The 25886-nt window shown below is 71.7% G+C and carries 21 protein-coding genes; 10 read left to right on the plus strand and 11 right to left on the minus strand.

The window, feature by feature from the left end:
* The first annotated feature begins 59 nt into the window (after nt 1-59).
* The 5 genes from ABZ444_RS06360 (at nt 60) to ABZ444_RS06380 (ending at nt 4508) form a co-directional block, all read left to right on the plus strand.
* Nucleotides 60-752 carry a YggS family pyridoxal phosphate-dependent enzyme gene (locus ABZ444_RS06360; protein WP_357993460.1) on the plus strand — a complete coding sequence of 231 codons (693 nt, stop codon included), beginning with the start codon at nt 60-62 and terminating at the stop codon, nt 750-752.
* A 138-nt stretch (nt 753-890) separates the two neighbouring features.
* Nucleotides 891-1391, plus strand: a complete 501-nt coding sequence (sepF, locus tag ABZ444_RS06365) for a cell division protein SepF (protein WP_357968056.1) — start codon at nt 891-893, stop codon at nt 1389-1391.
* Nucleotides 1392-1471: 80 nt separating this feature from the next.
* Nucleotides 1472-1765, plus strand: a complete 294-nt coding sequence (locus ABZ444_RS06370) for a YggT family protein (RefSeq protein ID WP_125630468.1) — start codon at nt 1472-1474, stop codon at nt 1763-1765.
* A 107-nt stretch (nt 1766-1872) separates the two neighbouring features.
* The gene (locus ABZ444_RS06375) at nt 1873-2748 is read left to right on the plus strand and encodes a DivIVA domain-containing protein (RefSeq protein WP_357993463.1); all 876 of its coding nucleotides are present in this window, start codon (nt 1873-1875) and stop codon (nt 2746-2748) included.
* A gap of 62 nt (nt 2749-2810) precedes the next feature.
* A complete protein-coding gene (locus ABZ444_RS06380; protein ID WP_357993466.1) occupies nt 2811-4508 on the plus strand; it encodes a hypothetical protein in 1698 nt (565 codons plus the stop codon).
* A gap of 237 nt (nt 4509-4745) precedes the next feature.
* Here ABZ444_RS06380 and ABZ444_RS06385 read toward each other — a convergent pair whose 3' ends face one another.
* From ABZ444_RS06385 to ileS, 3 genes are all read right to left on the minus strand, one after another.
* Nucleotides 4746-5378, minus strand: a complete 633-nt coding sequence (locus tag ABZ444_RS06385; protein ID WP_357993469.1) for an amino acid transporter — start codon at nt 5376-5378, stop codon at nt 4746-4748.
* A 109-nt stretch (nt 5379-5487) separates the two neighbouring features.
* The gene (locus tag ABZ444_RS06390; RefSeq protein ID WP_357993471.1) at nt 5488-5994 is read right to left on the minus strand and encodes a hypothetical protein; all 507 of its coding nucleotides are present in this window, start codon (nt 5992-5994) and stop codon (nt 5488-5490) included.
* Nucleotides 5995-6109: 115 nt separating this feature from the next.
* Entirely contained in the window at nt 6110-9250 is a 3141-nt protein-coding gene (gene ileS / locus ABZ444_RS06395; protein ID WP_357993474.1) for an isoleucine--tRNA ligase, read from the minus strand.
* A 427-nt stretch (nt 9251-9677) separates the two neighbouring features.
* On the opposite strand from ileS, the gene ABZ444_RS06400 reads away from it, so the two are divergent.
* The 3 genes from ABZ444_RS06400 to ABZ444_RS06410 are packed head-to-tail and all read left to right on the plus strand — an operon-like array spanning nt 9678 to nt 11573.
* Nucleotides 9678-10079: a TraR/DksA C4-type zinc finger protein gene (locus ABZ444_RS06400; protein WP_352324926.1), complete on the plus strand. Its 402-nt coding sequence runs from the start codon at nt 9678-9680 to the stop codon at nt 10077-10079.
* 26 nt (nt 10080-10105) lie between these two features.
* Entirely contained in the window at nt 10106-10651 is a 546-nt protein-coding gene (lspA, locus tag ABZ444_RS06405; protein ID WP_357993955.1) for a signal peptidase II, read from the plus strand.
* Complete coding sequence (locus ABZ444_RS06410) at nt 10644-11573, plus strand: RluA family pseudouridine synthase (protein ID WP_357993477.1); 930 nt, start codon at nt 10644-10646, stop codon at nt 11571-11573. The genes lspA and ABZ444_RS06410 overlap by 8 nt, the downstream gene beginning before the upstream one ends.
* A gap of 8 nt (nt 11574-11581) precedes the next feature.
* On the opposite strand, the gene ABZ444_RS06415 is transcribed toward ABZ444_RS06410, so the two are convergent.
* Genes ABZ444_RS06415 through ABZ444_RS06440 form a run of 6 tightly spaced genes read right to left on the minus strand, consistent with a single transcriptional unit; the run spans nt 11582 to nt 18283 of the window.
* Entirely contained in the window at nt 11582-12868 is a 1287-nt protein-coding gene (locus ABZ444_RS06415; protein ID WP_357993480.1) for a protein kinase, read from the minus strand.
* A 9-nt stretch (nt 12869-12877) separates the two neighbouring features.
* Entirely contained in the window at nt 12878-13189 is a 312-nt protein-coding gene (locus ABZ444_RS06420; RefSeq protein WP_357968074.1) for an AzlD domain-containing protein, read from the minus strand.
* On the minus strand, nt 13186-13848 hold the full coding sequence (locus tag ABZ444_RS06425) for an AzlC family ABC transporter permease (protein WP_357993483.1): 663 nt from the start codon (nt 13846-13848) through the stop codon (nt 13186-13188). Before ABZ444_RS06425 ends, ABZ444_RS06420 begins: the two co-directional genes overlap by 4 nt.
* Before the next feature lie 10 nt (nt 13849-13858).
* Nucleotides 13859-14722 carry an AraC family transcriptional regulator gene (locus tag ABZ444_RS06430; protein ID WP_357993486.1) on the minus strand — a complete coding sequence of 288 codons (864 nt, stop codon included), beginning with the start codon at nt 14720-14722 and terminating at the stop codon, nt 13859-13861.
* Nucleotides 14719-16470, minus strand: coding sequence for a protein kinase (locus ABZ444_RS06435; RefSeq protein WP_357993489.1), 1752 nt, complete (start codon nt 16468-16470; stop codon nt 14719-14721). The genes ABZ444_RS06430 and ABZ444_RS06435 overlap by 4 nt, the downstream gene beginning before the upstream one ends.
* Nucleotides 16471-16480: 10 nt before the next feature.
* The gene (locus tag ABZ444_RS06440) at nt 16481-18283 is read right to left on the minus strand and encodes a protein kinase (RefSeq protein WP_357993492.1); all 1803 of its coding nucleotides are present in this window, start codon (nt 18281-18283) and stop codon (nt 16481-16483) included.
* 286 nt (nt 18284-18569) lie between these two features.
* Here ABZ444_RS06440 and ABZ444_RS06445 point away from each other — a divergent pair, with 286 nt between their 5' ends.
* Nucleotides 18570-19469, plus strand: a complete 900-nt coding sequence (locus ABZ444_RS06445; RefSeq protein WP_357993495.1) for a chorismate mutase — start codon at nt 18570-18572, stop codon at nt 19467-19469.
* 35 nt (nt 19470-19504) lie between these two features.
* On the opposite strand, the gene ABZ444_RS06450 is transcribed toward ABZ444_RS06445, so the two are convergent.
* Together ABZ444_RS06450 and ABZ444_RS06455 are read right to left on the minus strand one after the other, a co-directional pair.
* Entirely contained in the window at nt 19505-20779 is a 1275-nt protein-coding gene (locus ABZ444_RS06450) for an SGNH/GDSL hydrolase family protein (protein ID WP_357993498.1), read from the minus strand.
* A gap of 24 nt (nt 20780-20803) precedes the next feature.
* On the minus strand, nt 20804-22168 hold the full coding sequence (locus ABZ444_RS06455; RefSeq protein WP_357993501.1) for an amino acid permease: 1365 nt from the start codon (nt 22166-22168) through the stop codon (nt 20804-20806).
* 169 nt (nt 22169-22337) lie between these two features.
* Here ABZ444_RS06455 and dnaE point away from each other — a divergent pair, with 169 nt between their 5' ends.
* On the plus strand, nt 22338-25865 hold the full coding sequence (gene dnaE, locus ABZ444_RS06460; protein WP_357993504.1) for a DNA polymerase III subunit alpha: 3528 nt from the start codon (nt 22338-22340) through the stop codon (nt 25863-25865).
* Nucleotides 25866-25886: the final 21 nt, after the last annotated feature.

The following is a 25886-nucleotide window of genomic DNA, read 5'->3' on the forward strand; positions in this document are numbered from 1 at the left end:
TGGCGTACGGCGTGCAGGCCGAACTGCGAGGCGATGGAGGCAGGGAGAGGGAGTCAGGCGTGCGTAGGGACGAGATCGCGGCCGGTCTCACCGAGATCGAGGCCCGCATCGGCGCGGCCTGCCACGCGGTGGGCCGCGACCGCGGCGAGGTCACCCTGATCGCGGTGACCAAGACCAGACCGGCCGACGACATGCGCATCCTGTGCGAGCTGGGCGTGCGCGACGTCGGCGAGAACCGCGACCAGGAGGCCGCGCCCAAGGCGCACGAGCTGGCCGGCCTGCCGCTCACCTGGCACTTCGTGGGCCAGCTGCAGACCAACAAGGTGCGGTCCGTCGTCGGGTACGCCGACGTGATCCACTCGCTCGACCGCCTCCGGCTGCTGGAGGCGATCAGCAAGGAGGCCGTGCGGCAGGGCCGCAGGGTCGGCTGCCTGATCCAGGTGGCGCTCGACGACGACCCCTCCAGGGGCGGTGCCCGGCCCGCCGACGTGCTCGCGCTGGCCGACGAGGTGGCGCTGGCCGACGGCGTGTGGCTGGGCGGCGTCATGGCGGTCGCCCCGCTGGGGGTGGAGCCCGCCCGCGCCTTCGCCGTGCTGCGCGATGTCGCGGGCCGCGTCCAGGAGCAGCATCCGCGGGCCACGATGGTCTCCGCGGGCATGAGCCAGGACCTCGACGAGGCGGTCGCGTACGGTGCGACACACGTGCGGATCGGTACGGCGTTGCTCGGTCGTCGCAGGCCCTTCGTCAGGTAATGTCCCCTCAAGTGGGCCTTCAGGCCCATGATCAAGTAGAGGTCGATCCGCGGTGAGCTCCAAGGGGGTACGGCTGCCGCCTCGGCCCCGGCGACGGGTCCGAGCCAGTGCGACCATGAGCAGGAGGACGACGTAGCGATGGCCGGCGCGATGCGCAAGATGGCGGTCTACCTCGGTCTCGTGGAGGACGACCGCTACGAGAGGTACGAGACCTACACCGACGAGTACGCCTACGACGACGATGTCCAGCGGACCGGCGAGGAACGGCCCGTGGCGGTCCAGGACCGCGACGAGGAGGCCGACTCCGCGGTCCCCGCGCCCAGGCCCGCCACGACGATCCTGGAGCGCCGTACGACCGACCTGGCGCGCATCACGACCCTCCATCCCCGGACCTACAACGAGGCCCGAACCATCGGAGAGCACTTCCGCGACGGCACCCCGGTCATCATGAATCTGACCGAAATGGTTGACAGCGACGCGAAGCGGCTCGTGGATTTCGCGGCAGGTCTGGTCTTCGGCCTACATGGAAGCATTGAACGTGTTACCAACAAGGTGTTCCTGTTGTCCCCTGCCAATGTCGAGGTGACCGCCGAGGACAAGGCCCGAATCGCGGAACGCGGGTTCTTCAACCAGAGTTAGAGTCTCTGTATGTCCATCGCACCCAACCGGGTCCACGCGCGGCCGGGAGGGCACACCAGAAGTGGAGGCGCGGCCGGGCCGTGGAGATCGTGAGTGGGATCTTGGTCGTAGTCCTGTCTCTGTATTTGGTGCTGCTCATCGGCAGGATGATCTTTGAGACGGTGCAGGCGTTCGCCCGGCAGTGGCGGCCTTCCGGGGTCGTGCTGGTGCTGGCGGAGGCCACGTACACCGCGACAGACCCACCTCTCAAATTCCTCCGCCGTTTCATTCCCCCGCTCCGGTTGGGTACGGTGGCCTTTGACCTAAGCTTCACTGTCCTGTTCATCGTCGTTCTGATCTTGATCCAGATCGCTGGGTCACTGGGCGGCCGGTGAGGCGGGCTGGTGGGGTGCCGGTCGTGATCCAACTCGTGTCCGCGCTGAAGTGATTCGGGTTCACCGTCCCTCCGGACAGACTCCAAGCGCGCCAAGGAGACCAAAAAATGCCGCTGACGCCCGCTGATGTGCGGAACAAGCAGTTCAGTACCACCCGGCTGCGGCCGGGCTACGACGAGGAAGAGGTCGACGCCTTCCTCGACGAGGTGGAGGCTGAGCTCGACCGCCTGATCCAAGAGAACGAGGAGCTACGCGCCAAACTGGCCGAGTGCCTGCGTGGGAAGGTGCCGGGCGGCATGGGCATGCCCATGGCCTCCGCCCCCGTCCAGGAGCAGCCGAAGCCGGAGATGATGGCGCCGCCGCAGCCGGAGCCCATGCGGGCCCCCGAGCCGCAGCCGATGCGAGCCCCCGAGCCGCAGCCCGTGGCCATGAGCATGCCTCCCGCCGAGGACAACATGGACACCGCGGCCCGCGTGCTGGCCCTCGCCCAGCAGACCGCCGACCAGGCGATCTCCGACGCCCGCCGGGAGGCGGACGAGACGGTGACCCGCGCCCGCCGCGAGGCCGACGAGATCCTCACCAAGGCCCGCCGCCAGGCCGAGCAGGTCATCGGCGACGCCCGTGCCCGCGCCGAGACGCTCGAGCGCGACGCGCAGGAGCGCCACCGCCAGGCGATGGGCTCGCTGGTGCAGACCCGCGACGAGCTCGAGCGCAAGGTCGAGGAGCTGCGCAGCTTCGAGCGCGAATACCGCAGCCGCCTCAAGCTCTACCTGGAGAACCAGCTCGCCGAGCTCAACGTCTCCGCCGAGGGCAGCGGTGGGTTCCCGGTCATGTCCGGTCCGCAGGGTCAGGCTCCCGCCATGTCGCACGCGGTTCCCCAGGGTGGCCAGCAGCCTCTCCCCGGTGGCCCCAACCCGTTCGGCGGCGAGGCTCCGCAGGGCGTCTTCCCCGGCGGCGACGGTCCGCACAACGACCGCCGGTAAAGTAACGGGTCACTAGGACCTGTCACTCGAAAGAGCCCCCTGTGATCCTTATCAGTGCTGGTTTGGTGCTCGCGGCGGTCGTGTTGCTGATCGCGGGCTTCGTACTGGCTAAGCCGTTCCTGATCATGTGGTCCATCGTGGTCAGCGTGCTGTCCGCGCTGTTCCTGGTGATCGGGGCGTTGCTGCGGCGTCACGAGCTGTTTCCCGGTGGTGGGCGGGCCGCTGCGCCGGCCACCCCTCCGGCCCCGCTCCCGCCGCCCGGCCTGCCGTACAACCAGACCGGTCCTGCCGGGCCCCAGCCGCACCCGCGGCCACAACCCCATCCGCATCCGCAGCCGCAGACGCTTCAGCGGACCGCCGTTCCGGCCTCCGCGCCTCGCCGCCCCGCGGCGAGCGGCATCTCGCCGGACGCGATCGTGATGGTGATCCCGGGCCGCAGGAGATACCACGTGCCAGGCTGCCGCCAGCTGGCCGGACGGGATCACGAGGAGCTCACCTACGAGGAGGCACGCGAGGAGGGCTTCACGCCCTGCACCACGTGCCTTCCGGACGCCGCGCTCGGCGGACGGCAGTTGCCGCCTGCCGCCGACCCCGGCACCGCCGCCACCCCCTCCGCCGTGGCGGAGAGCCGGGCCGAGAGCCGGGCCGAGACCTCCGCGGAGACCCGGGACCTGCGCCCGCCGGTCGTACCGCCGAAGCCCGACACGAAGGCTTCCACCCCCACCCCGGAGCCCGCCGCCTCCAGCGAGGAAGGCCCAACCGGGTGGTTCGGCCGTCCGGCCGCCGTCGCGCAGGCGAGCGACCCGGCCAAGTCCCCCTCCTCCGCCGCCGCGCCTGATTCCGGGGCCGGTCCGGACGACGAGCAGGGGGAGATCCAGACCTCCTACTTCCGGCCGCCGTCGGAGCGCGAGCGGCCCGCGCGTCCCTCTTCGCCGGACGACGCCAAGGGCCCGTCGGGCGCCCCTTCGAGCCCTGCTGCGGCCTCCAAGAGTTCGCCGGCTTCGGGGCCGTCCAAGAGTTCGGCCAAGCGCCCGTCGGAGAGTTCGTCGGAGAGCGCGGCGGCTTCCGGGGCGGCTGAGGGTAAGGCTTCGGCTCCGCCGTCCAAGGGGGCGGCTCCGGCCAAGGCCGGTGCGGGTGCGGCGACCTCGGGTCAGAAGGGCGATGACGCGGCTGATTCCGGCAAGTCGGTCGAGAGCGCGCCCGGCAGGCCGTCCTCGGCCGCTCGGCCGTCGCCCGCCGCCCGGCCCGCCGAACAGCCCGCCCGGCCCGCCGAACAGCCTGCCGACGACGGTGACGACGCGTCCGACCCGGACACGGCTCCGCAGCCTCGCGTGACGTCCTCCGGGCTGCCGGTCCAGGCGGAACCCTCGGGTGGGGCGTCCGGGGCGTCCGAGCGGCCTTCTGGGGCTGCGCCGGCCCCTTCCGCCCGTCCGGCGGGAGCGACCGCCCCGGCACCGAAGACCGAGAGCGAGGACGCCGAGTCCGGCAAGGAGAGCGCGGCCAAGGGCGAGACGTCCGGTGCCAAGCCCGGCAAAACGGGTGAGGGCTCGAAGGGCGAGACCGGCGGTACGTCCGGTGCGGGCGGGCGGCCAGGGACGGTCAAGGTCATCACCGGCACCCGCCGCTACCACAGCGCCACCTGCCCGCTGATCAGGGGCGCGGGGGAGACGGGCGTGGAGACCATGACGATCCCCGAGGCCGAGGACGCCGGTCTGACCAGCTGCCCGGTGTGCCAGCACGACCGCGAGACGGCCAAGTAACACCCGACCGCCCCGGGCCCGCTGCGCTGTCGCCGGCGGGCCTCCGGGGCTCGTCAGGCATCCACGCAGGCGGGCCTCCGGGCTCGAGGGACGTTCACGTCGGCGGGTCTTCGGGTGCGAGGGACGTTCACGTCGGCGGGTCTTCGGGGCTTGTATGACGTCCGCACCAGTGGGCCGGGCTCATGGGCGTCCGCACCGGCGGGTCTTCGGGGTTCATGACGTCCGCGGGGGCGGGCGTCAGGGGCGGAGCTCGGTGGGGGCGGTGCGGTGCAGGCGGGTGAGCCACGGGTGGGTGGTGTGCTCGGTGCGCAGGGCCGCTGCCAGCCAGTGGCGGCGACCGTCGTCCAGATGTGGCAGGACGGTCTCGAAGTCGATCTCGTCCTTCGGGCGGGGAGCCGTGGACTTGTAGAGGAGCTGCACTTCCGGTGCGAGGTGCCGGAAGCCGTTCCACATGATTGTCAGGTCTGTCAGGGGACGGCGGATCCGCGGGTCGCGACGGTAGATCCACTCGTCCTCGGCGGACTCGTCGAGCATGAGCTGGAAGCGCCAGGGGGCCTCGGGGTGGTCGCGCACCCAGATGTCGTGGGCGGAGGCGGGCAGCACCTCGTCCACGGGCCAGGGGCGCAGGGTGCCGGGGATGGTCGCGGCGTGCACGTCCCAGCCGGTCAGGAGGCGCCGGACGGCGAGCTGGTCGCGGCGCAGCAGTGCGACGTCGACGTCGTCGTGCTCGCGGTACGCGCGTCCGACGGCCAGTTCCAGCGCGTGGCCGCCGGCCACCCACCAGGGCGCGGCCAGTCCGCGCAGCAGCGCGACGACCTCCTCCAGGGGTGCGGCCTCCCAGGGGCCCCACGGCGTGTCGATACGCGTCATACGGCCATTGTCCGTCCTTCGCCGGACGAGAGGGCTTCCGTCGGGAGAAGTCAGGAAACCTGAGGAGATGTACGAAGCGGCGGCCGCCATGCTGCTCAGCGGGCCGAAATCACTGCGCTCTCCACGCGGCCGCCGTCCTGCTGGTGGACTTGGCCACGACGGGCTCGGCGTGTGGGGCGGGCCACACCTGGATCAGGTACTCCTCGACGGGGGCGCCGTCATCCCGCGGGTCGCCGTCGTCGCGGTTGCGTCCGTGGACGCGCAGCCGGTAGTCACCGGGGCCGGGCAGTTCCAGCTGCTCGGCCGGGTTCTCGCCGCCGTCCGTCGTCGCGAAGTCCATGAACGCGGACCGCCAGACGACGGACACCTCGGCGACGTCCTGCCAGCCGTCGGTGGTCAACGGCGGGGCGGCGTCCCACAGTTCGGCGGTGACACCGATGTCGCCGATCTCCTGACCGCACACGATGCGCGCGCCGTCGCCGTCGGGGTCGGCCTGGACCAGGCCCGTCGCGGTCATGTCCCACTCGAGTTCGGTCACGAGATCTTCGCCGGTCAGGTCGACGGTGGACGCGTCCACGAACACCTGACCGGAAGCGCGGCGGATCAGAGTCGGCACGGGACCAGATCCTTTCGGAACGCGAGAGGAGGCAAACGATCACTACGACCGGTGGGGCGCCACCGAGGTGATCGGTGGCGCCCCCACGTGGTCGCCGGTCGGACCGCGGCCCGGGTCAGGCGCGGCGCAGGTGGAACGTCAGGCCCAGGTCCTCGTCGTGGTGGGCCGGGAGGTCCTCCTGGGCGCCCTCGGTGAGGGACGTGGCCAGGACCTCCTCGGCGACCGTTCCGCCGCCGGAGCGCAGGGCGGCGGCCAGGTCGGGCGAGGAGGCCGTCCACCACAGGTCGATGCGGTCGCTGATCGACAGGCCGGAGGACTTGCGGGCATCCTGGACCAGCCGGATCACCTCGCGCAGCAGGCCCGCGCGGCGCAGCTCGTCGGACAGCTCCAGGTCGAGGGCGACGGTCTCGCCGGTGCCGGTGCCGATGGCGCCGGTCTCCACGGCCCAGCCCGCGCGCGGCTGCTCGGTGACGATCACCTCGTCGGGGCCGAGCATGATCTCGCCCAGCTCGTCCGCCTCGATCATGACGGGGGTGCCGCCACGCAGCGTACGGGCCACGCGGGTGGCGTCGGCGGCGGTCACCGCGGCGGCCACCAGCTTGGTACGCGACCCGAACCGCTTCCCGAGCGCCCGGAAGTTCGGCTTCACCGTGTACGACACGAGATCGGCGTCGAATCCGGACATGTCCTCAAGGGCCTGGACGTTGAGCTCGTCCGCCACCAGCCCCCGCAGCTCGGCGGGCAGCGACGGCCAGCCGTGCGCACCGACCAGCGCCCGGCGCAGCGGCTGCCGCGTCTTCACACCGGAGGAGGCGCGGGCCGAGCGGCCCAGCTCGACCAGCCTGCGGACCAGGGCCATCTGGTCCGACAGCGCCGGATCGAGCAGGTCCTCGCGCACCTGCGGCCAGCTGGTCAGGTGGACCGAGGAGGGCGCGCCGGGTGCGCGCAGCACGTCCCAGAGGTAGTCGGTGACGAACGGCGTGATCGGCGCCATCAGCCGGGTGACCGTCTCCAGGCACTCGTACAGGGTGGCGAACGCCTCGCGCGAACCCTGCCAGAAGCGGCGGCGGGAGCGGCGGACGTACCAGTTGGACAGGTCGTCGAGGAAGTCGGCCAGGCGGCGGCCGGCGCGCTGGGTGTCGTACTCGTCCAGGGACGCGGTGACCTCGGCGACCGTCCGGTGCAGCTCGGCCAGCACCCAGCGGTCCAGCAGCGGACGCTCGGCGGCCGGCGGAGCGGGCTCGGACGGGGTCCAGGACTCGGCGTTGGCGTACAGGGTGAAGAAGGAGGAGGTGTTCCACAGGGTCAGCAGGACCTTGCGGACGATCTCCTCCAGGCCGTTGTGCCCCACCCGACGGGCCGCCCAGGGGGATCCGGAGCAGGCCATGAACCAGCGCAGCGCGTCGGCGCCGTGCTGGTCCATCAGCGGGATCGGCTCCAGGATGTTGCCCAGGTGCTTGCTCATCTTGCGGCCGTCCTCGGCCAGGATGAGGCCGAGGCAGAGCACGTTCTCGTAGGAGGACTGGCCGAAGACCAGCGTGCCGACCGCCATCAGCGAGTAGAACCAGCCGCGGGTCTGGTCGGTGGCCTCGCAGATGAACTGCGCGGGGTAGACGCCCTCCGGCTTGCCGTGCTCGCCCCACTGCGCGAACGGCATCGAGCCCGAGTCGTACCAGGCGTCGATCACGTCGGGCACGCGGGTGGCGAGCGCGCCGCAGGAGGGGCAGTCGAAGCTCACGTCGTCGACGTACGGGCGGTGCGGGTCGAGCGCGGAGACGTCCTGGCCGGCCAGCGTGCCCAGCTCGGCCAGCGAGCCGACGCAGGTGACGTGGCTCTCGTCCGCCGAGCACACCCACAGCGGCAGCGGCGTGCCCCAGTAGCGCGAGCGCGACAGCGACCAGTCGACGTTGTTGCGCAGCCACTCGCCGAACCGGCCCCACTTGATGGTCTCGGGGTACCAGTTGGTGTTGGCGTTCTCCGACAACATCTGGTCCTTGACCGCGGTGGTGCGGATGTACCAGGACGGGAGCGCGTAGTACAGCAGCGCGGTGTGGCAGCGCCAGCAGTGGGGGTAGGCGTGCTCGAAGTGGGTGCCCCGGTACAGCAGGCCGCGCCGGCGCAGGTCCTCGGTGAGCTCCTCGTCGGCGTCCTTGAAGAAGCGGCCGCCGACCATGGGCACGTCGTCGAGGAACCGGCCGTCGGGGCCGATCGGGTTGACGATCGGCATGTCGTACCGCTTGATGACGGCCATGTCGTCGGCGCCGAAGGCGGGGGCCTGGTGAACCAGGCCGGTGCCGTCCTCGACGGTGACGTAGTCGCCGAGCACGACGTAGTGGGCGCCGGGGATGTCGACCAGGTCGAAGGGGCGGCTGTAGCGGGTGCGCTCCAGCTCGCGGCCGGTGTAGCGGGCCACCTCGGTGACGTCCTCGCCGAGGACGGCCAGCAGCGGCTCGGCCACCACCAGCACCTCGCCGTCGGCGGTCCTGGCCGCGACGTAGGTGACGTCGGGGTGCACGGCGACGGCCGTGTTGGACACCAGCGTCCAGGGCGTGGTGGTCCAGATCAGCAGCGCCGCGCCCAGCTCGGCCAGCGGCCCGGACGTGACGGGCATGCGCACGTACACCGACGGGCTGGAGACGTTCTCGTAGCCGCCCGGCTGGCCCAGCTCGTGGTCGGACAGGCCGGTGCCGCAGCGCGGGCAGTACGGCGTGATGCGGAAGTCGCGGAACAGCAGCCCCTTGTCGAAGACGACCTTCAGCGACCACCAGACCGACTCGATGTAGGACGGGTCCATCGTCCGGTACGCCTGGGACAGGTCGATCCAGTAGCCCATGCGCTCGGTCATCTGCTCGAACGCGTCGACGTGCCGCAGCACCGACTCGCGGCACTTGGCGTTGAACTCGGCGATGCCGTAGTCCTCGATGTCCTTCTTGCCGGTCAGGCCCAGCTCCCGCTCGATGCCGACCTCGACGGGCAGGCCGTGGCAGTCCCAGCCGGCCTTGCGCGGGACGCTGAAGCCGCGCATCGACTTGTAGCGCGGGAACAGGTCCTTGAACACCCTGGCCTCGACGTGGTGCACGCCGGGCAGGCCGTTGGCGGTGGGCGGGCCCTCGTAGAACACCCAGGCGGGGTTGCCGGCGTTCTGCTCGACGGACCGCTCGAAGATCTTCCCGTCCCGCCAGCGGTCGAGGACCTCGCGCTCGAGCGCGGGCAGGTCGACCTGCGCGGGAAGAGGGCGGAATGATGGGGAAGACATGTCGGGCGGGACCTCCACGCGTCGTCGGCCGGTTGTGGCGTGCGCGAAGGGACGAAGCCTCGCGGCTCCGCGGTACCACCCTTCTTGGCCTCCGGGGAGGCCCTCTTCATTCGCTTGCTGCCGGGTCTAGTGAGCTCTGCCGAGCCGTTCTTCCGGCGGCTCCGGGGTGATATCCCTCACAGCGGGGCCCCATCAACGCCTTGCAGTCTCAAACCATAACGCAGAGTGGAGCCGAAGACTTCCAGGTTTCCTCCCGCTGCGGGCGGCGTTGGTACGCGGGGAGGAAATTTGTGGGAATGGACGTCCCTGGGGAGGAGTTGAACGGGCGAGGCGGGATAGTACGGGTGAGGTAAACCATCCGGCGGGTCGTTTGCCGTTCCGTTATGAGGATCCTAAGCTGCCCGCACCATTCACGGCCTTGATCAGCATGGAGGCAGCCATGGCGGCAGTCACGCAGACCGCTACACCGTCGATGTGGTCGGAAGAGGAGCTGGCCGAGGTACGCGGCAGGCTGCGGACCGAGATCGACGAGCTCGAGGCCGACATCCTTCGCCACGAGTCGGAGATAGCCTCTGGTGACGTCACCCAGGGCGCGGGCGACGACCAGGCGGACGCCGGCGCCAAGACGTACGAGCGCGAACGCGAGATCGCCCTTACCCTGAATGCGCGCGATCTGGTCGCGCAGAACGAACGTGCGATCGCCAGGATCGACGCAGGGACCTATGGAGTGTGCGAATCGTGCCACAAGCCGATCGGCAAGGAACGTCTTCAGGCGTTCCCGAGGGCGACGCTGTGCGTGGCCTGCAAGCAGAAGGAGGAACGCCGCTAGGCAGGCCACGCGGACGCCTCCTCGCGATCCTCACCTCGCTGGCGGTCGTCGTCTACGCGGCTGACCTGATCAGCAAGACGATCGTGCTGCGTACGCTCGAAGGCAAGGCGCCGCTCGTCGTCCTCCAGGACGTCCTGCAGTTCCGGGTGATCTTCAACTCGGGCGCGGCGTTCAGCATCGGCACGGGGATGACGTTCGTGTTCACGTTCATCGCGGCGGGCGTGGTGGTGGCGATCGTGCGCACCGCGCGCAAGCTCCACAGCCTGCCGTGGGCGATCACCCTCGGGCTGCTCCTCGGCGGGGCGCTCGGCAACCTGACCGACAGGTTGCTGCGCCACCCGTCGGGGTTCGGCCGGTCGACGCAGTTCCAGGGGCACGTCGTGGACTTCATCGAGGTGCTGCCCGGTCACTTCCCGGTGATCGACTACTTCCCGGTGTTCAACGTCGCCGACTCGGCGATCGTCTGCGGCGGCATCCTGGCGGTGCTGCTGGCCTGGCGCAACGTGCAGATCGACGGCACCAGGGAGACGGAGAACACTGTGGAGACCGGGAAGGAGCCCCAGGATGGCTGAGCGGCGGAGCCTGCCCGTCCCCGACGGGCTGGAGGGCGAGCGGGTCGACGCGGCGATCTCGCGGCTGTTCGGCTTCTCGCGCACCCGCGCGGCCGAGCTGATCGCCGCCGGCGAGGTGCAGGTCGACGGCGGGCAGCCGGCCAAGTCCGACCGCGTGCACGCCGGCGCCTGGCTGGAGGTGACGCTGCCGCCCCCGGTCAGCACGCCGATGCCGGTGGCCGAGCCGGTGCCGGGCATGACGATCGTCTACGAGGACGACGACATCATCGTGGTCAACAAGCCGATCGGCGTGGCCGCCCATCCCACCGTCGGCTGGACCGGCCCGACCGTGATCGGCGGCCTGCTCGGCGCCGGCCACACGATCGCCACCAGCGGCGCGGCCGAGCGACAGGGCATCGTCCACCGGCTCGACGCCAACACCACGGGCGCGATGGTCGTGGCCAAGAGCGAGCACGCGTACTCGGCGCTGAAGCGGGCCTTCAAGGAGCGCACGGTCGACAAGCGCTACCACGCGCTGGTCCAGGGCCACCCCGACCCGTTCCGGGGCACCGTCGACGCGCCCATCGACCGCCACCCCTCGGGCGAGGGCAAGTTCGCCGTGGTCGCGGGCGGCAAGCCGTCGGTCACCCATTACGACACGATCGAGGCGTTCCGGGCGGCCTCGCTGCTGGACATCAAGCTGGAGACCGGCCGTACGCACCAGATCCGCGTGCACATGTCGGCCCTGCGCCACCCCTGCGTCGGCGACATGCTCTACGGCGCCGACCCCACGCTCGCGGCCCGGCTGGGCGTCACCCGGCAGTGGCTGCACGCGGTCGCGCTGGGCTTCGAGCACCCGGCCACCGGCGACTGGATGTCCTTCAGCACCGACTACCCCGAGGACCTGCAGAAGGCGCTCGACGCCGTCGCCGCCGACACCTGAGCCGGCCGCTACTCCTCGCCGTCCTGCGACGGGTCGATCTGGCCGGGGGATCTGGAGGGGGCGTCGTCCTTCTTCTCCTGCTCGTCCCGCTGGGCCGCCGACCTGGTCGGCGTCGGCTTCTTCGCCGGGGACCTGGCGGGGGTGCTGGTCCGTTCGCCGCTGGTGGGCGAGGGGGCGTTGCTTCGCGGCGGTGCGGTGGATCGCGGGGGATGCGAGGTGGCGGGAGGCGGCTCGGAGTCGGTGACGGTGGTCTTCGGCGTGTCCTTCGGGGCGTCGCTGCCGGGCGGGGTGACGACCGCCGGGATCGTCGGGGCGCGGCCCTGCACCGGCTGGTCCGACTGCTTCGTCCACCAGGCCGCGCCGCCGGTGACCAGGCCCACGAGCAGCGCGCCCGCCGCGATGGCCAGGATCGGCATCCGGCGTGTGCGGCGTACGGCCATCGGGGGCACCGGGACCGGGCCGGTCTGCTCCAGCGGCCCGCCGGTCAGGACCAGTCTCAGCCGCTGCTCGGCCTCCTCCAGCGACATGCGCTGCGAGGGGTTCTTGCGCAGCAGCCCGAGCAGCACGGGGGCGAGCACGCCCGCGCGGGCCAGCGGTTCGGGCTCGGCGTGCATGACCGCGCCGAGCGTGGCCAGGGCGTTCTCCCGGTGGAAGGGGGAGTGGCCCTCGACCGCCATGTACAGCGTCACGCCCAGCGACCACAGGTCGGAGGCGGGCCTGGCCTGGCCGCCGGCCGCCCGTTCCGGGGCCATGAAGGCGGGGGTGCCGATGAGGATGCCGGTCCTGGTGACGGGGGCCTCGTCCTCGGTGGTGGCGATGCCGAAGTCGGTGAGCACCGCCCGGCCGTCCTCGGTCAGCAGCACGTTGTCGGGCTTGACGTCACGATGGAGCACGCCCGCCGCGTGCGCGGCGCGCAGCGCCTCCAGCAGTTGCAGCCCGATGGCGGCGACCTTGGTCGGGGGCAGCGGGCCGTCGGCGCGGATGGTCTCGCCCAATGTACGGGAGTGCACGAGCTGCATGACGATCCACGGATGCCCGCCCTCCTCCAGCACGTCGTAGACGGCCGCCACCCCCGGATGCGCCACCCGGCCGGCCGCCCGCGCCTCGCGGAACGTGCGCACGGCGAACACCTCGCGCTCAGGGCCGGTCAGGTCCGGCGGCGGCAGCACCTCCTTGACGGCCACGTCACGGCCGAGCACCTCGTCGTGCGCCTGCCACACGGTTCCCATACCGCCCTGGCCGATCGTCCTGAGCAGCCGGTAGCGGCCACCGACCATCCCCGCAGAATCGGACATGCACGGCGACTACCCAAGAAACATCCGGGCAAGCGCGGTGACGACGGCCGCCGCCGCCAGGACGACGAGGAACGGCGCCCGCAGCACCAGGGCGACCACGGCCGCCACCAGCCCGGCCGTACGCGCCGGGTCGAACGCGGGCCTGCCCTCCTCGGTGAACATCTGCACCGCGATCAGCGCCGACAGCAGCGCCACGGGCACCAGTTCGGCGAACCTGCGCACCGCCGGATGGTCCAGCACCCGGCGCGGCGCGGCCAGCCCGGCCAGCTTGAGCGCGTAGCAGCCGAGGCAGACCGCGACGATCGCCCACCACACCGTCATCGCACCATCACCACCAGCACCGCGACCGCCGACAGCAGCACCGGCACGCCCGGCGGGAAGAACGGGCTGGCCGCCAGCGCGACCGCCGCCCCGGCCACCGCCAGCACCCGCAGCCGCCCGCTGGCGGCCAGCCGCGGCCACAGGATGGCCAGGAACGTGGCCGGGCCCACGGCGTCGAGCCCGAGCACCCGCGGGTCGCCCAGGAAGGACGTGCCGACCGCGCCGGCGAGGGTGGTGAGGTTCCAGGCGACGTACAGGCTGGCGAAGGTGGTGAGGAAGCCGGTGCGCGCCGACGGCTCGTCCGGCTGGGCCAGCGTGACGGCCGTGGTCTCGTCGATCACGCCGTGGGCGGCCAGCAGCCGGCGCGGGCCGCGGACGTTCAGCAGGTCGGCCAGGCGCAGGCCGTAAAGGGTGTTGCGGCCGCCGAGCAGCAGCGCGCCCGCGGCCGCGGCCGTCAGGTCGCCGCCCGCGCCGATCGCACCGGCCAGCGCGAACTGCGAGGCGCCGGTGAAGGCCAGCAGGCTCAGCACGCACGCCTGGGGCACGCTGAGCCCGGCGGTGATCGCCGCCGCGCCGAACGCGAGACCGGACAACCCCACGGCCAGACCCACACCCAGGCCGTCACGCACCGCGGCGGAACGGCGAATTGTCTGTTCCATGGGAAACAGCTTATGAACTGGGCAAATATCCGGTCTTGTACGTTCCTGCGGCCCGTTGGTAGGCGGCGGGCGGCACGCCCACGACGCGCTTGAAGTGCCGGTTCAGGTGGGCCTGGTCGGTGAAGCCCACGTCCGCCGCCACCTGCGCCGGGCGTACCCCCGCCAGGAGCAGCCGGCGGGCCTGCCGGACGCGCAGCGAGGTGAGGTAGGCGTGCGGCGGCAGCCCCGTCACGGCCTTGAACGCGCGCAGCAGCGGGAACGGCCGCACCCCCACCGCCGCCGCCAGCGCCTCCAGCGTCGGCGGGTCGAGCAGGCTCTCGTGCAGCAGCGCCATCGCCTCGCGCACCGCCTGCCGGCCCGCGCCCGGCGGGTCCGCGTCCGGCCTGGGCGTGGCGTGCCTGCTCAGCAGCCGGGCGAACAGCGTGCGCGACAGCGTGGAGGCCGCCAGCGCGTCGCCGCGCTCGGCCGCCTGGTGCGCCCGCCCGAGCAGCACCGCCACCTCCGGGTCGCGCACCACCTGCTCGGGGAAGTAGGGGGTGGCGAGCGGCGCGTCGAGCTCGGCCGCGATCCCGGCCAGCGCCTCGACCGACGGATACAGCATCCGGTACGCCCACCCGCCCGGCGTGCCCGCCTGGCCGGTGTGCACCGAGTCCGGGTTGACCAGCACCAGCTCGCCCGCGCCCGCCCGGTGCAGGGTGCCGCGGTAGTCGAACTCCTCCACGCCCGCCACGATCAGCCCGATGGCGTAACCGTCGTGGACGTGCCGGGAGAAGCGGTGGGTGACGTAGCGGGCCTTGAGCAGGTCGGTCCCGGGGACCGCAGGATGCCGCCAGAACCTGGCCCGTTCGCGCGCGCCGTCGTGCTCCGGCGTCATTCCGGGCGGAAGGTCTTGACGAAGGTGTCGAACCAGTGCCGGTCGGCGGCCCAGCGGGAGTCGAGGGTCTCCCAGTACAGGGCGTACGGGCGGCCGGCCGCGGTGTGGAAGCCGCGGTTGATCACGTGGATGAGCCGGCCCTTGCGCATCTGGGTGAACTCCCAGTCGGAGGCGCGCAGGCCGAGGTACTCGGTGGAGGTGATGCCGATCCGGGTGTAGCGGTCGAACTCGCCCTTGGCCTTGATCTCCTTCTCCAGGCCGATCCAGTGCTGCTCCGGGTCCTTCCACGGGATGTCGGGGACGGTCCACTCGACGATCATCGAGCCGGGGGTGCCGGGGCCGGAGAGGCGGATGCTGTCCCTGGTCGGGTTCTTGGCGGCCGTCCAGGTCTTGGGGATGGCCATCGAGAAGTGGCCGGTGGCGCTGGTGAGGGGGCGCCAGCCGGCGGGCACCGGCGGGGCCGTGGGGGTCGGCTCGCCCGTGGGCTCGCCGGTGGGTTCCTTGGTCGGCTGCGGGCTCGGCTCGGGCGTCGGTTCCTTCGACGGCGGCGTCGAGGGATCGGACGTGGGGCCGCCGGTGGCGGGCGGCTGGGCGCCGGCCGTCGGGGTGGGCGTGGAGAACTGCTCGTAGAGCAGCACGCCGCCGCCGCCGAGGAGCGCCAGGACGGCCAATGTGGCGGGCACCGCGATCCACAACGTCCGGCCGCGCCGCCGCGGCTCTCCCGGGACCGTCCGGTGCGGCGGCCGGGCGTCGCCGGTGACGGGCTGCGGGCCCTGCGGCGGTGGGTAGGGGCCGCCCGGCGTGGGATGCGGGGCACCGGGGCCGCTGGGAGTGGCGTGCGGGCCGCTCGGGGGTGGGCCTTGCGGGTACGGGCCGGGTGCGGCGGGCCCCGGGGCCGGGAAGGGGGCCGACCACATGGGGGTCTGGTCGGCCAGCAGCGGCTGCCCGGTGGCCACCTGGTGGAGCAGGCGCGCGGCCTCGCCGGCCGGCATCCTGGCCGCCGGGTCGCGCCGCAGCAGCCCCATGATGACCGGCTGCAACGCCCCCGCCCGCACGGGCGGCTCGGGCTCGTCGCGCAGCACGGCCGCCACCGTGGCCGCCCACGAGTCGCGCTTGAACGGCGGACGCCCCTCCACCGCCGCGTAGAGGGTGGCGCCCAGCGACCACAGGTCGGACTCCGGACGGGCGGCCTCGCCGTTGAGCCGCTCCGGCGGCATGTACGCCGGGGTGCCCACCAGCCCGCCGGTCGCCGTCAGCCCCGACTCGGCCTCCAGCGCCGCGATGCCGAAGTCGGTCAGCACGACCCTGCCGTCGTCGGCCAGCAGCACGTTCTCGGGCTTCACGTCACGATGGAGCACCCCGGTGGCGTGGGCGGCCCGCAGCGCGTCGAGCACCCGGCCGCCGACCATCGCCACCAGCGCCGCCGGCAGCGGCCCGCGCTCGCCGATCACCTCGGCCAGAGAGCGGGACCGGACGAGCTGCATGACGATCCACGGCCGGCCGTCCTCCTCGACGACGTCGTGGATGACGATCACCGACGGGTGGTCGAGGCGGCCGGCCGCCCTGGCCTCCCTGATGGTCCTGCGGTTGAGGTCGGCCCGCCTGGCGTCGCCCACGCCCGTGTAGCGGACCTCCTTGATCGCCACCGTACGGTCGAGCAGCTCGTCGTAGGCACGCCAGACCACCCCCATGCCGCCCTCCCCGAGGGGCTCGATGAGGCGATACCGGTTGCTGACCTGCCTTTCCACGCAGGGAAGCCTACTTGGCGGGTTTGAAGGTCGCGCTGAAGCCCTCGAACAAGTGGTAGTCCTTCTTCCAGTGACTGTTGAGGGTGTGCCAGTAGATGGCGTACGCCTTCCCGTTCTCGGTGATGAAGCCGCGGTCGCGCACCCGGGTCTTGCCCGTGTTGGTGTTCCAGGTGAAGTCCCAGTCGGCGGCGGCCTTCATGTAGTCGACCTTCTTGATGCCGATCTTCTTGTAGCCGCCGAAGTTGTGCTTAAGCGACGGCTCCTGCTTCTTCCAGTCCTTGTACGGGTCCTTGCCGGGCTTGGCCGCCTCCTCGATCATCAGGTAGGCGTTGGAAGCCGCGCCGGGGCCCTTGAACTTGACCTGCCGGCCGCCGCGGTCCCAGACGTCCCAGCCCTTGGGCAGCCCGATGGAGAAGCCGAGCTCCTTGTCCTTGTACATCTTCCAGCCGCTGGGCAACGGGTCGGACTCCTCGGTCTTGTCCGGCGTGGCCGAGGGCGAGGAGGACGGCGTGGCCGCGGGCGTGCTCGTGGCCGGCGGCTTCGACTCGGTGCCCGAGGCGGGCGCGGAGGACGAGGTGTGGACCTTGGCCGACTGCCTGGCCTGCGGCGGCCTGGACGAGTGGTCCTCGGGGGCCGAGCTCAGCCCGAGATAGCCGCCGATACCGGCGACCAGCACGACCGCTCCGGCGGCGAGCGCGATCGGCCCGAACTTGCGGCCCTCCTGGCGGCTGCTCACCGTGGGCTGGCCGGTGGGCTCGTCGGGGAGCGCGGAGTCCCTGGTCGAGGGCGGGATCCGCCGGCCGGTCCCGACGGGCGGCGGCGTGCCGGCGGCCCTGCTCCTCGGTGTGGGAGTGGTCCGGGGCGCGGGCCTGGGCGGGGGGACGGGCAGGTCGGGGTCGGTCGGGGTGTCGTCCTCGTCCTCGACGGGGGCCGGGGCGGGGACGGCGGCGCGCAGCTTCCGGCTGGGGAACCGCCTGGTCTCCGCCGGGCTCGACGCGCTGGCGGCCTCGCGCAGCATCCGCGCGGCCTCCTCGTACGTCAGGCGCTGCACCGGCTCCTTGACCAGCAGCCCGCTGATCACCCCGGCCAGCGGCCCGGCGTGCGGCGCGGGGTCGGGCTCGTCGGTCAGGACGGCGTGCATCGTGGCCAGCGCCATGCCGCGCTCGTGCGGCGAGCGGCCCTCCACGGCCGTGTAGAGCGTCGCGCCCAGCGACCACAGGTCGGACTCACGGCGCGCGGGCAGCCCCTTGAGCCGCTCGGGCGCGATGAACGCGGGGGTGCCGGCCAGGCCCGTCACGGTGAGCTGCGTCTCGGTCTCCAGCGTGGCGATGCCGAAGTCGGTCAGCACGACCCTGCCGTCGTCGGCCAGCAGCACGTTCTCGGGCTTGACGTCGCGGTGGAGCACCCCGGCCTCGTGCGCCCGGTGCAGCGCGTCGAGCACGGCGACGCCGATCTCGGCCACCCGCTCGGGCGGCAGCGGCCCCTCCTGCTTGATCACCGCCCCCAGGGAGCGCGACTGGACCAGCTGCATGACGATCCAGGGCCGGCCGTCCTCCTCGATCACGTCGTGGACGACGATCACGTTGGGGTGCTCGAACCTGGCCGCGGCCCGCGCCTCGCGCATCGTGCGCCGGTTGAGCAGCTGCACCTCGTCGCCCAGGGCAGCGGCGTAGCGGACTTCCTTGATGGCGACGGTGCGGTCGAGGAGCTCGTCGTGGGCGCGCCAGACGATGCCCATGCCGCCCTTGCCGATGGGCTCCAGCAGCTCGTACCGGCCGGCGATGCGGCGTCCGTCCTGCTTGCGATCCGACATCAACGGCCTCAAACCCTCCCTCTCGGCCAAGAAATACTCCCATAGCGAGGGATCATCGGCGACTCGCCGGAAGGTCAGTCCGCCATATGAGAAGGAACGTCCAGCAGGTGGAGGCGGGTGTAAGGTTTCAGACATGACTTGTCGCTACACCTTTACCGAGCCGGCTCCGGGAGGGCCGGTCGTCAGCTAGCGACCACCTGGAGTCGGCACAAGGCAGAGACGCCCCGTCTCTGCCTTTTTGGTTTTCCTGCCGGCTTCGCTGGGCCGGCCCGAGCGGGGAGTCGAGATGACATCGACCTTGGAGCGGCACATGGTGACGATCGGCGGGCTGCGCGTGGGCCACGGCCCGGCCGTGGTGATCGGCGGGCGGGTGAGCCTGCGCCCGCATCGGGGGCAGGTCGACGCGCGTGAGGCGCTGGGGGAGCGGGCCACGCTGGTGGAGCCGTACTCGGCGGCCGACCTGCCGGCGATCGCGGCGCTGGCCGACGCCGTGGTGGTGGGGGCCACGTGGACGCGGGACATCCCGCTGGTGCGGGCCGCGGCCGGGCTCGGGCTGCCGGTGGTGGTCGAGCGGCGGCCGTCGGCGTCTGTGGAGGAATGGGTGGGCCTGGCCGGCTACTGTGCGGCCGAGGGGAACGACCAGGTGGTCCTGTGCGAGGGGGGCCGGCTCGACCTCGGGGTGCTGCGGGCGGCGCGGGCCGCGTCGGGGCGTCCGGTGCTGGCCGACGTCTCGCGCGACCCGGGGCTGGCGGCGGCGGCCGTGGCGGCGGGCGCCGACGGCCTCGTGGTAGCCGGGCCCGGCGGCGCCGGCGACTCCGGCGGCGCGGGCGACTCCGGGCGGGCGGACGGGGCTGCGGACGTGCGGGCGGCCGAGGAGGCCGTGACGCTGGTCGGCGCGTTGTTGCGGCCGGAGTCGCCGGCCACGCTGGCCGAGTGCCGGGAGGCGATCGACCGGGTCGACGCGGCGCTGGCCACCCTCCTGGAGCGGCGCGCCGCCCTGGCGGGCGTCGTGCAGCGGCTCAAGCCGGTGGGCGGGTTCGCGGGGCGCGACCTGGCGCGGGAGCGGGCGCTGGTGGCGCGGATGGCGGCCCGGGCGCCCCAGCTGGGCGAGGAACGGCTGGCGGCCGTCATGAACGCCGTCATCGAGGCGGGCCTCCACCTGGCCGAGGAACGCGCCCGCCGCTGAGCCCACCGCTGAGCCGCGGGCGGGCCGCCCGCGGCTCAGGAGGGGGTGAGGCGGTAGTTGTGCAGGGGGCGGCCGGGGCCGGTGGCGATCTGCTGGTTGATCAGCTCGGCGAAGCGGCGGTAGCCGTCGCCGGTGGGGTGGAAGCTGCGGGCGTTGACGGTCAGCGGGTCCATGTCCACGGCCAGGCTGTTGAGGTACGGCTGCGGCGTGCCGGCCTCGTGGCCCGTGAACGCCTCGTAGGCGTCGACGTACTCGACGCTGCCGGGGGCGCCGAGGCCGGCCAGGCCGCGGTCGTGCTCGGCCGTGACGGCGCCCACCGTGTCGTTGAGCTTGCGCGTGACGGTGTTGAGCCACCGCTGGTCGGCCACGCTCAGGTTGTCGACCGTGCGGACGGGCGAGGCGGGGAACGGCCTGGGGTAGCCGAGGACGATGACCCGGGCCCCCGGCGCGCGGGCGCGCAGCTCGCCGAGCACCCTGGTCAGGCTGGGCCGCAGCTCGGCGATGCGCCGGGCGACCGCGGCGTCCTGGTCGACGCAGGCCGAGGACCAGGGCAGCTTGACGATGCACCCGGTCAGGACGTCGGTGAACCCGGCGTCGTTGCCGCCGATGCTGAGCGTCACCAGGCTGGCCGACGGGCCGACGCGGGTGATCTGGGGCTGCTGGCCGTACTGGCCGGACAGGAGCTGGCGGGTGGTGGCGCCGCTGCAGGCGTAGAAGGAGCTGCCGCCGGTGAACGGGTGAGCCTTCGCCACCAGCGGGACGTAGGAGCCGCTGGCGCGGTGGCAGCGGTCGGCGCCGTCGTTGACCGGGCCGGCGTCCTGCTCGAAGACGCCCTCGCCGGAGGAGTAGGAGTCGCCGAGCGCGACGTACGTGCCGCTCAGCGCGGCCTGGACGGGCGTCAGCCGGGTCAGCCGCGGCAGGTGGCCGCGCGGCTCCTGGAGCGGTTCCGACGGGCAGCCGGGGGAGAGCACGGCGCAGGCGAGCCTCGGGTAGACGCCCAGCGGCACGCCGATCAGCGCGAGCACGGCTCCCGCCGCCGCTGCCGCCGCCGCGACCCGCCAGACCCTCCGCCGCCGCTCCGCCCCGACCACGACCGGGGCCGAGGGCTCGACGGCGGGCACGCTGGGGGGCTCGACGGCGGTCACAGCGGCGGGCCCGGTGGCAGGCACAGTGGCAGGCACAGCGGCGGTCACAGCGGCGGGCTCGGGACCGGTGGTGTCCGGCGGCCCGGCGACGGGGACGGCGGTCGCCGTCCGTCCGAGCGCGGGATCGAGTGTGTCGTCCAGCTTGTCCAGTGTGGCCTCCCCCAAGCGGCGATTCCTGCCCGGACGAGACTAACCCGCCTCCTGCGCGGCCTCCCGCGGCCGGCGGCGGCGGCGTACCAGCAGCCAGCCGAGCGCGATGCCCGCGACCAGGGCCGGGATGAGGAAGAAGGCCACCCGCTGATCGCGGTCGGCGAACGGCATCAGCAGGATCACCAGCGCCAGGAACCCGAGCGTCAGCCAGTTGGTGTACGGCGAGCCGGGCATCGGGAACGCCGACCGGTGCCCGGTGGCGCGCAGCCGGATCTGGCAGTAGACCAGCACCCCCCAGGTGGTGATCACCCCCAGCGAGGCGACCGCCGTGGCGATGTTGAAGGCGCGCTCGGGCAGGTAGTAGAACAGCGCCACGCCGCCGAGGAACATGGCCGCGGTGAACACGATCCCGCCGATCGGCACGTGCCGGGAGCTGAGCGTGGCGGCGAAGGCGGGGGCCTCCCGCTTGGTGGCCATCGAGCGCAGGATGCGCCCGGTGGCGTACAGGCCCGAGTTGCAGGACGAGAGCGCGGCCGTGATCACCACCAGGTTCATCGCGTCGGCCGCCCAGGGCACCCCGAGCCCGGCGAAGAACGTGACGAACGGCGAGGTGCCGGCGCTGTAGGACGTCCAGGGCAGGACCATCGCCAGCAGCAGCACCGAGCCCACGTAGAAGATCGCGATGCGCCAGATCACGCCGTTGATCGCCCGCGGCATGACCTCGTTCGGCCGGGCGGTCTCGCCGGCGGTGATGCCGACCAGCTCGATCGAGGCGTAGGCGAACACCACCGACTGCAGGCTCATCAGCACCAGCGGGAAGCCGGTGGGGAAGAAGCCGCCGTGCGCGACCAGGTTCTGCGGCCCGGCTTGGCCGACGGCGAAGACCACCAGCACCAGCGCGACCACCAGGAAGATCACGATGGCCAGCACCTTCAGCATCGCGAACCAGAACTCCAGCTCGCCGAACAGGCGGACCGACAGCAGGTTGACCACCAGCACGAACCCCAGCGCGAGCAGCGCGGTCAGCCACTGGGGGAAGCCGCCGGCCCAGTAATGGACGTACGCGGCGATGGCGGTCAGCTCGGCGATGCCGGTGAAGGCCCAGTTGACCCAGTACATCCAGCCGCTGGCGAAGGCCGCCCACGGGCCGATGAACTCGCCCGCGTACTCGACGAAGGAGCCCGAGGCCGGACGGTAGAGCACCAGCTCGCCGAGCGCCCGCATGACGAAGAAGGCGGCCAGCCCGGCGGTGGCGTAGGAGAGCACGAGCGCGGGCCCGGTGGCGGCCAGGCGGCCGCCCGCGCCGAGGAAGAGGCCGACCCCGATCGCGCCGCCGATCGCGATCATCTGGATCTGGCGGTTGCCCAGCGCGTGGCTGTACCCCTCGTCGGACTGCGTGCGCACCCGGTGTCTCCTTCATTACTTTGAGTGAGGGAGACGATATCGAGGCCGGTGGCCGCGACGCTTCCGGCGCGCCGGTCCCGCGGGGCGCGCGAGGCGGCTCCGGGATGTCGGTCCGGCCCACTAGAGTCGGAGCGCACCATCGCATCCAGACCCGGGGAGGCGCCGCTCCATGTCGTCCAGCGACTCGTTCGTCCATCTGCATGTGCACACCGAATACTCCATGCTCGACGGGGCCGCGCGGCTCAAGCAGATGTTCAAACAGGTCGGCGACCTGGGCATGCCCGCCATCGCGATCACCGACCACGGCAACATGCACGGCGCGTACGACTTCTACCGGCAGGCCACGGGCGCCGGCATCAAGCCGATCATCGGCATCGAGGCCTACGTCGCGCCGGAGCTGCGGCACAACAAGAAGCCCGTGCTGTGGGGCGAGCCGCACCAGAAGAAGGACGACGTCTCGGCGGGTGGCTACTACACCCACATGACGATCTGGGCGCGCAACAAGACCGGCCTGCACAACCTGATGAAGCTCAGCTCGCGCGCCTACACCGAGGGCTTCGTGCGCAAGTGGGCCCGCATGGACGCCGAGATCCTGGCCGAGCACGCCGACGGCCTGATGGCCACCACCGGCTGCCCGTCGGGCGAGGTGCAGACGAGGCTGCGGCTCGGCCAGTACGACGAGGCGCTCAAGGCCGCCGCGAAATATCAGGAAATCTTCGGCAAGGACAATTTCTTCCTGGAGATCATGGACCACGGCCTCGACATCGAGCGCCGGGTCCGCGACGGCCTGACCCGCATCAGCAAAGAGCTCGCCATCCCGCCGCTGGTGACCAACGACTCCCACTACACCTACGAGTCCGACGCCGCCTCCCACGACGCCCTGCTGTGCATCCAGACCGGCAAGCAGCTGTCCGACCCCGACCGCTTCCGCTTCGACGGCTCCGGCTACTACATCAAGACCGCCGACGAGATGCGCGCCGTCGACTCCTCCGACCTGTGGGCCGAGGGCTGCCGCAACACGCTCCTGGTGGCCGAGAAGGTCGATCCGGCCGGGTTCTTCGAGTTCAAGAACCTCATGCCCACCTACCCCATCCCCGACGGCCTGACGGAGAGCGAGTTCTTCCGCAAGACCGTCTGGGAGGGCATGGACCGCCGCTGGCCCGAGGGCTACGACGCCGAGCACAAGCGGCAGGCCGACTACGAGATCGGCATCATCGAGCAGATGGGCTTCCCGAGCTACTTCCTCGTGGTCGCCGACTTCATCATGTGGGCCAAGCAGAACGGCATCCCGGTCGGCCCTGGCCGTGGCTCGGCGGCCGGCTCGCTGGTGGCGTACGCGATGGGCATCACCGACCTCGACCCGCTGCCGCACGGCCTGATCTTCGAGCGCTTCCTCAACCCCGACCGCGTCTCCATGCCCGACGTCGACATCGACTTCGACGAGCGCAGGCGCGGCGACGTGATCCGCTACGTGACCGAGAAGTGGGGCGCCGACAAGGTCGCCATGATCGCCACGTTCGGCACCATCAAGGCGAAGGCCGCCATCAAGGACGCCGGTCGCGTCCTGGGCTATCCCTACGCGCTGGGCGACAAGGTGTCCAAGGCGTTCCCGCCGGCCGTGATGGGCAAGGACATCCCGCTGTCGGGCATCTTCGATAAGGACCACCCGCGCTACAACGAGGCCGGCGAGCTGCGCCGGCTCTACGAGGAAGACGTCGACGTCAAGGCGACGATGGACCTCGGCAAGGGCCTGGAGGGCCTGATCAGGCAGACGGGCGTGCACGCCGCCGGCGTGATCATGTCCCGTGAGGTGATCACCGACCACATCCCGATCATGCGCCGCGACTCCGACGGCGCGATCATCACGCAGTTCGACTACCCGACCTGCGAGACGCTCGGCCTGCTGAAGATGGACTTCCTGGGCCTGCGCAACCTCACGATCATCGACGACTGCCTGAAGATGATCGAGGGCACCACCGGCGAGCAGATCGACCTGCTGAAGCTGCCGCTCGACGACCGCAGGACGTACGAGCTGCTGGGCAGGGGCGACACGCTGGGCGTGTTCCAGCTCGACGGCGGCGGCATGCGCTCGCTGCTGCGGCTGATGAAGCCCGACAACTTCGAGGACATCTCGGCCGTCGGCGCCCTCTACCGTCCCGGCCCGATGGGCGCCAACTCCCACACCAACTACGCCCTGCGCAAGAACGGCCAGCAGGAGATCACCCCGATCCATCCCGAGTTCAAGGAGTCGCTGGCCGAGATCCTCGACACGACCTACGGCCTGATCGTCTATCAGGAGCAGGTCATGGCCATCGCGCAGAAGGTCGCCGGGTTCTCGCTCGGCAAAGCCGACCTGCTGCGCCGGGCGATGGGCAAGAAGAAGAAGGCCGAGCTGGACAAACAGTTCGAGTCCTTCGAGAGCGGTATGAAGGACAACGGCTACTCGTCCGCCGCCGTCAAGACGCTCTGGGACATCCTGCTGCCCTTCTCCGACTACGCCTTCAACAAGGCCCACTCGGCGGCCTACGGCCTGGTCTCCTACTGGACGGCCTACCTCAAGGCCAACTACCCGGCCGCGTACATGGCGGCGCTGCTGTCGAGCGTCAAGGACGACAAGGACAAGTCGGCCCTCTACCTCAACGAGTGCCGCCGCATGGGCATCAAGGTGTTCCCGCCCGACGTCAACGACTCCGACTTCGACTTCACCCCGCGCGGCACCGACATCCGCTTCGGCCTGTCGGCGGTGCGCAACGTCGGCGGCAACGTCGTCGACGGCATCATCTCGGCGCGCAAGTCCAAGGGCCGCTTCGCCGACTTCAAGGAGTTCCTGCGCAAGGTGCCCGCGATCGTGTGCAACAAGCGCGTGATCGAGTCGCTGGTCAAGGCCGGGGCCTTCGACTCGCTCGGCCACGTGCGCAAGGGCCTGGTCATGGTGCACGAGCAGGCCGTCGACGCGATCATCGACATCAAGAAGAACGAGGCCATCGGCCAGGACTCCCTGTTCGGCGCGATCGACGGCGGCGAGGACCAGACCTTCGACGTGCAGATCCCGGTCGGGGAATGGGACAAGAACACGCTGCTGCAGTTCGAGCGGGAGATGCTCGGCCTCTACGTCTCCGACCACCCGCTGTTCGGCGTGGAGCACATCCTGGCCGCCGGGGCCGACTGCTCGATCGCCGCCGTCCAGGACGAGAGCCGGGCCGACGGGCAGGTGGTGACGCTGGGCGGCATCCTGAGCGGGGTGCAGCGCAAGGTCACCAAGAAGGGTGACACGTGGGTGCTCACCCAGCTTGAGGACCTCGAGGGCGCGATCGAGGTGATGATCTTCCCGTCGGCGTACCAGCTGTGCTCGACGATCCTGGCCGAAGACGCGATCGTCTTCGTCAAGGGGCGCATCGACAAGCGCGAGGACGTCGCGAAGATCATCGCCATGGAGGTGACCGCGCCCGACCTGACCCAGGAGGCGGGCGGGCCGCTGCTGGTGAGCCTGCCGCTGACCCGGTGCACGCCGCCGGTGGTCGGGCGGCTGAAGGAGATCCTCACCACGCATCCGGGCACCTCGGAGGTGCACCTCCAGGTGCACAACGGGCCGAAGACCACCGTCATGCGGGTCGACGACCGCCTCCGGGTGTCCCCGTCGCCGGCGCTGATGGGCGACCTCAAGCAACTCCTCGGCCCGGCCTGCCTGGGCGCCTGACCCAAGGGAGCCTCCGGCCCG

The organism is Nonomuraea sp. NPDC005730 (assembly GCF_040630865.1).
Lineage (GTDB): Bacteria > Actinomycetota > Actinomycetes > Streptosporangiales > Streptosporangiaceae > Nonomuraea.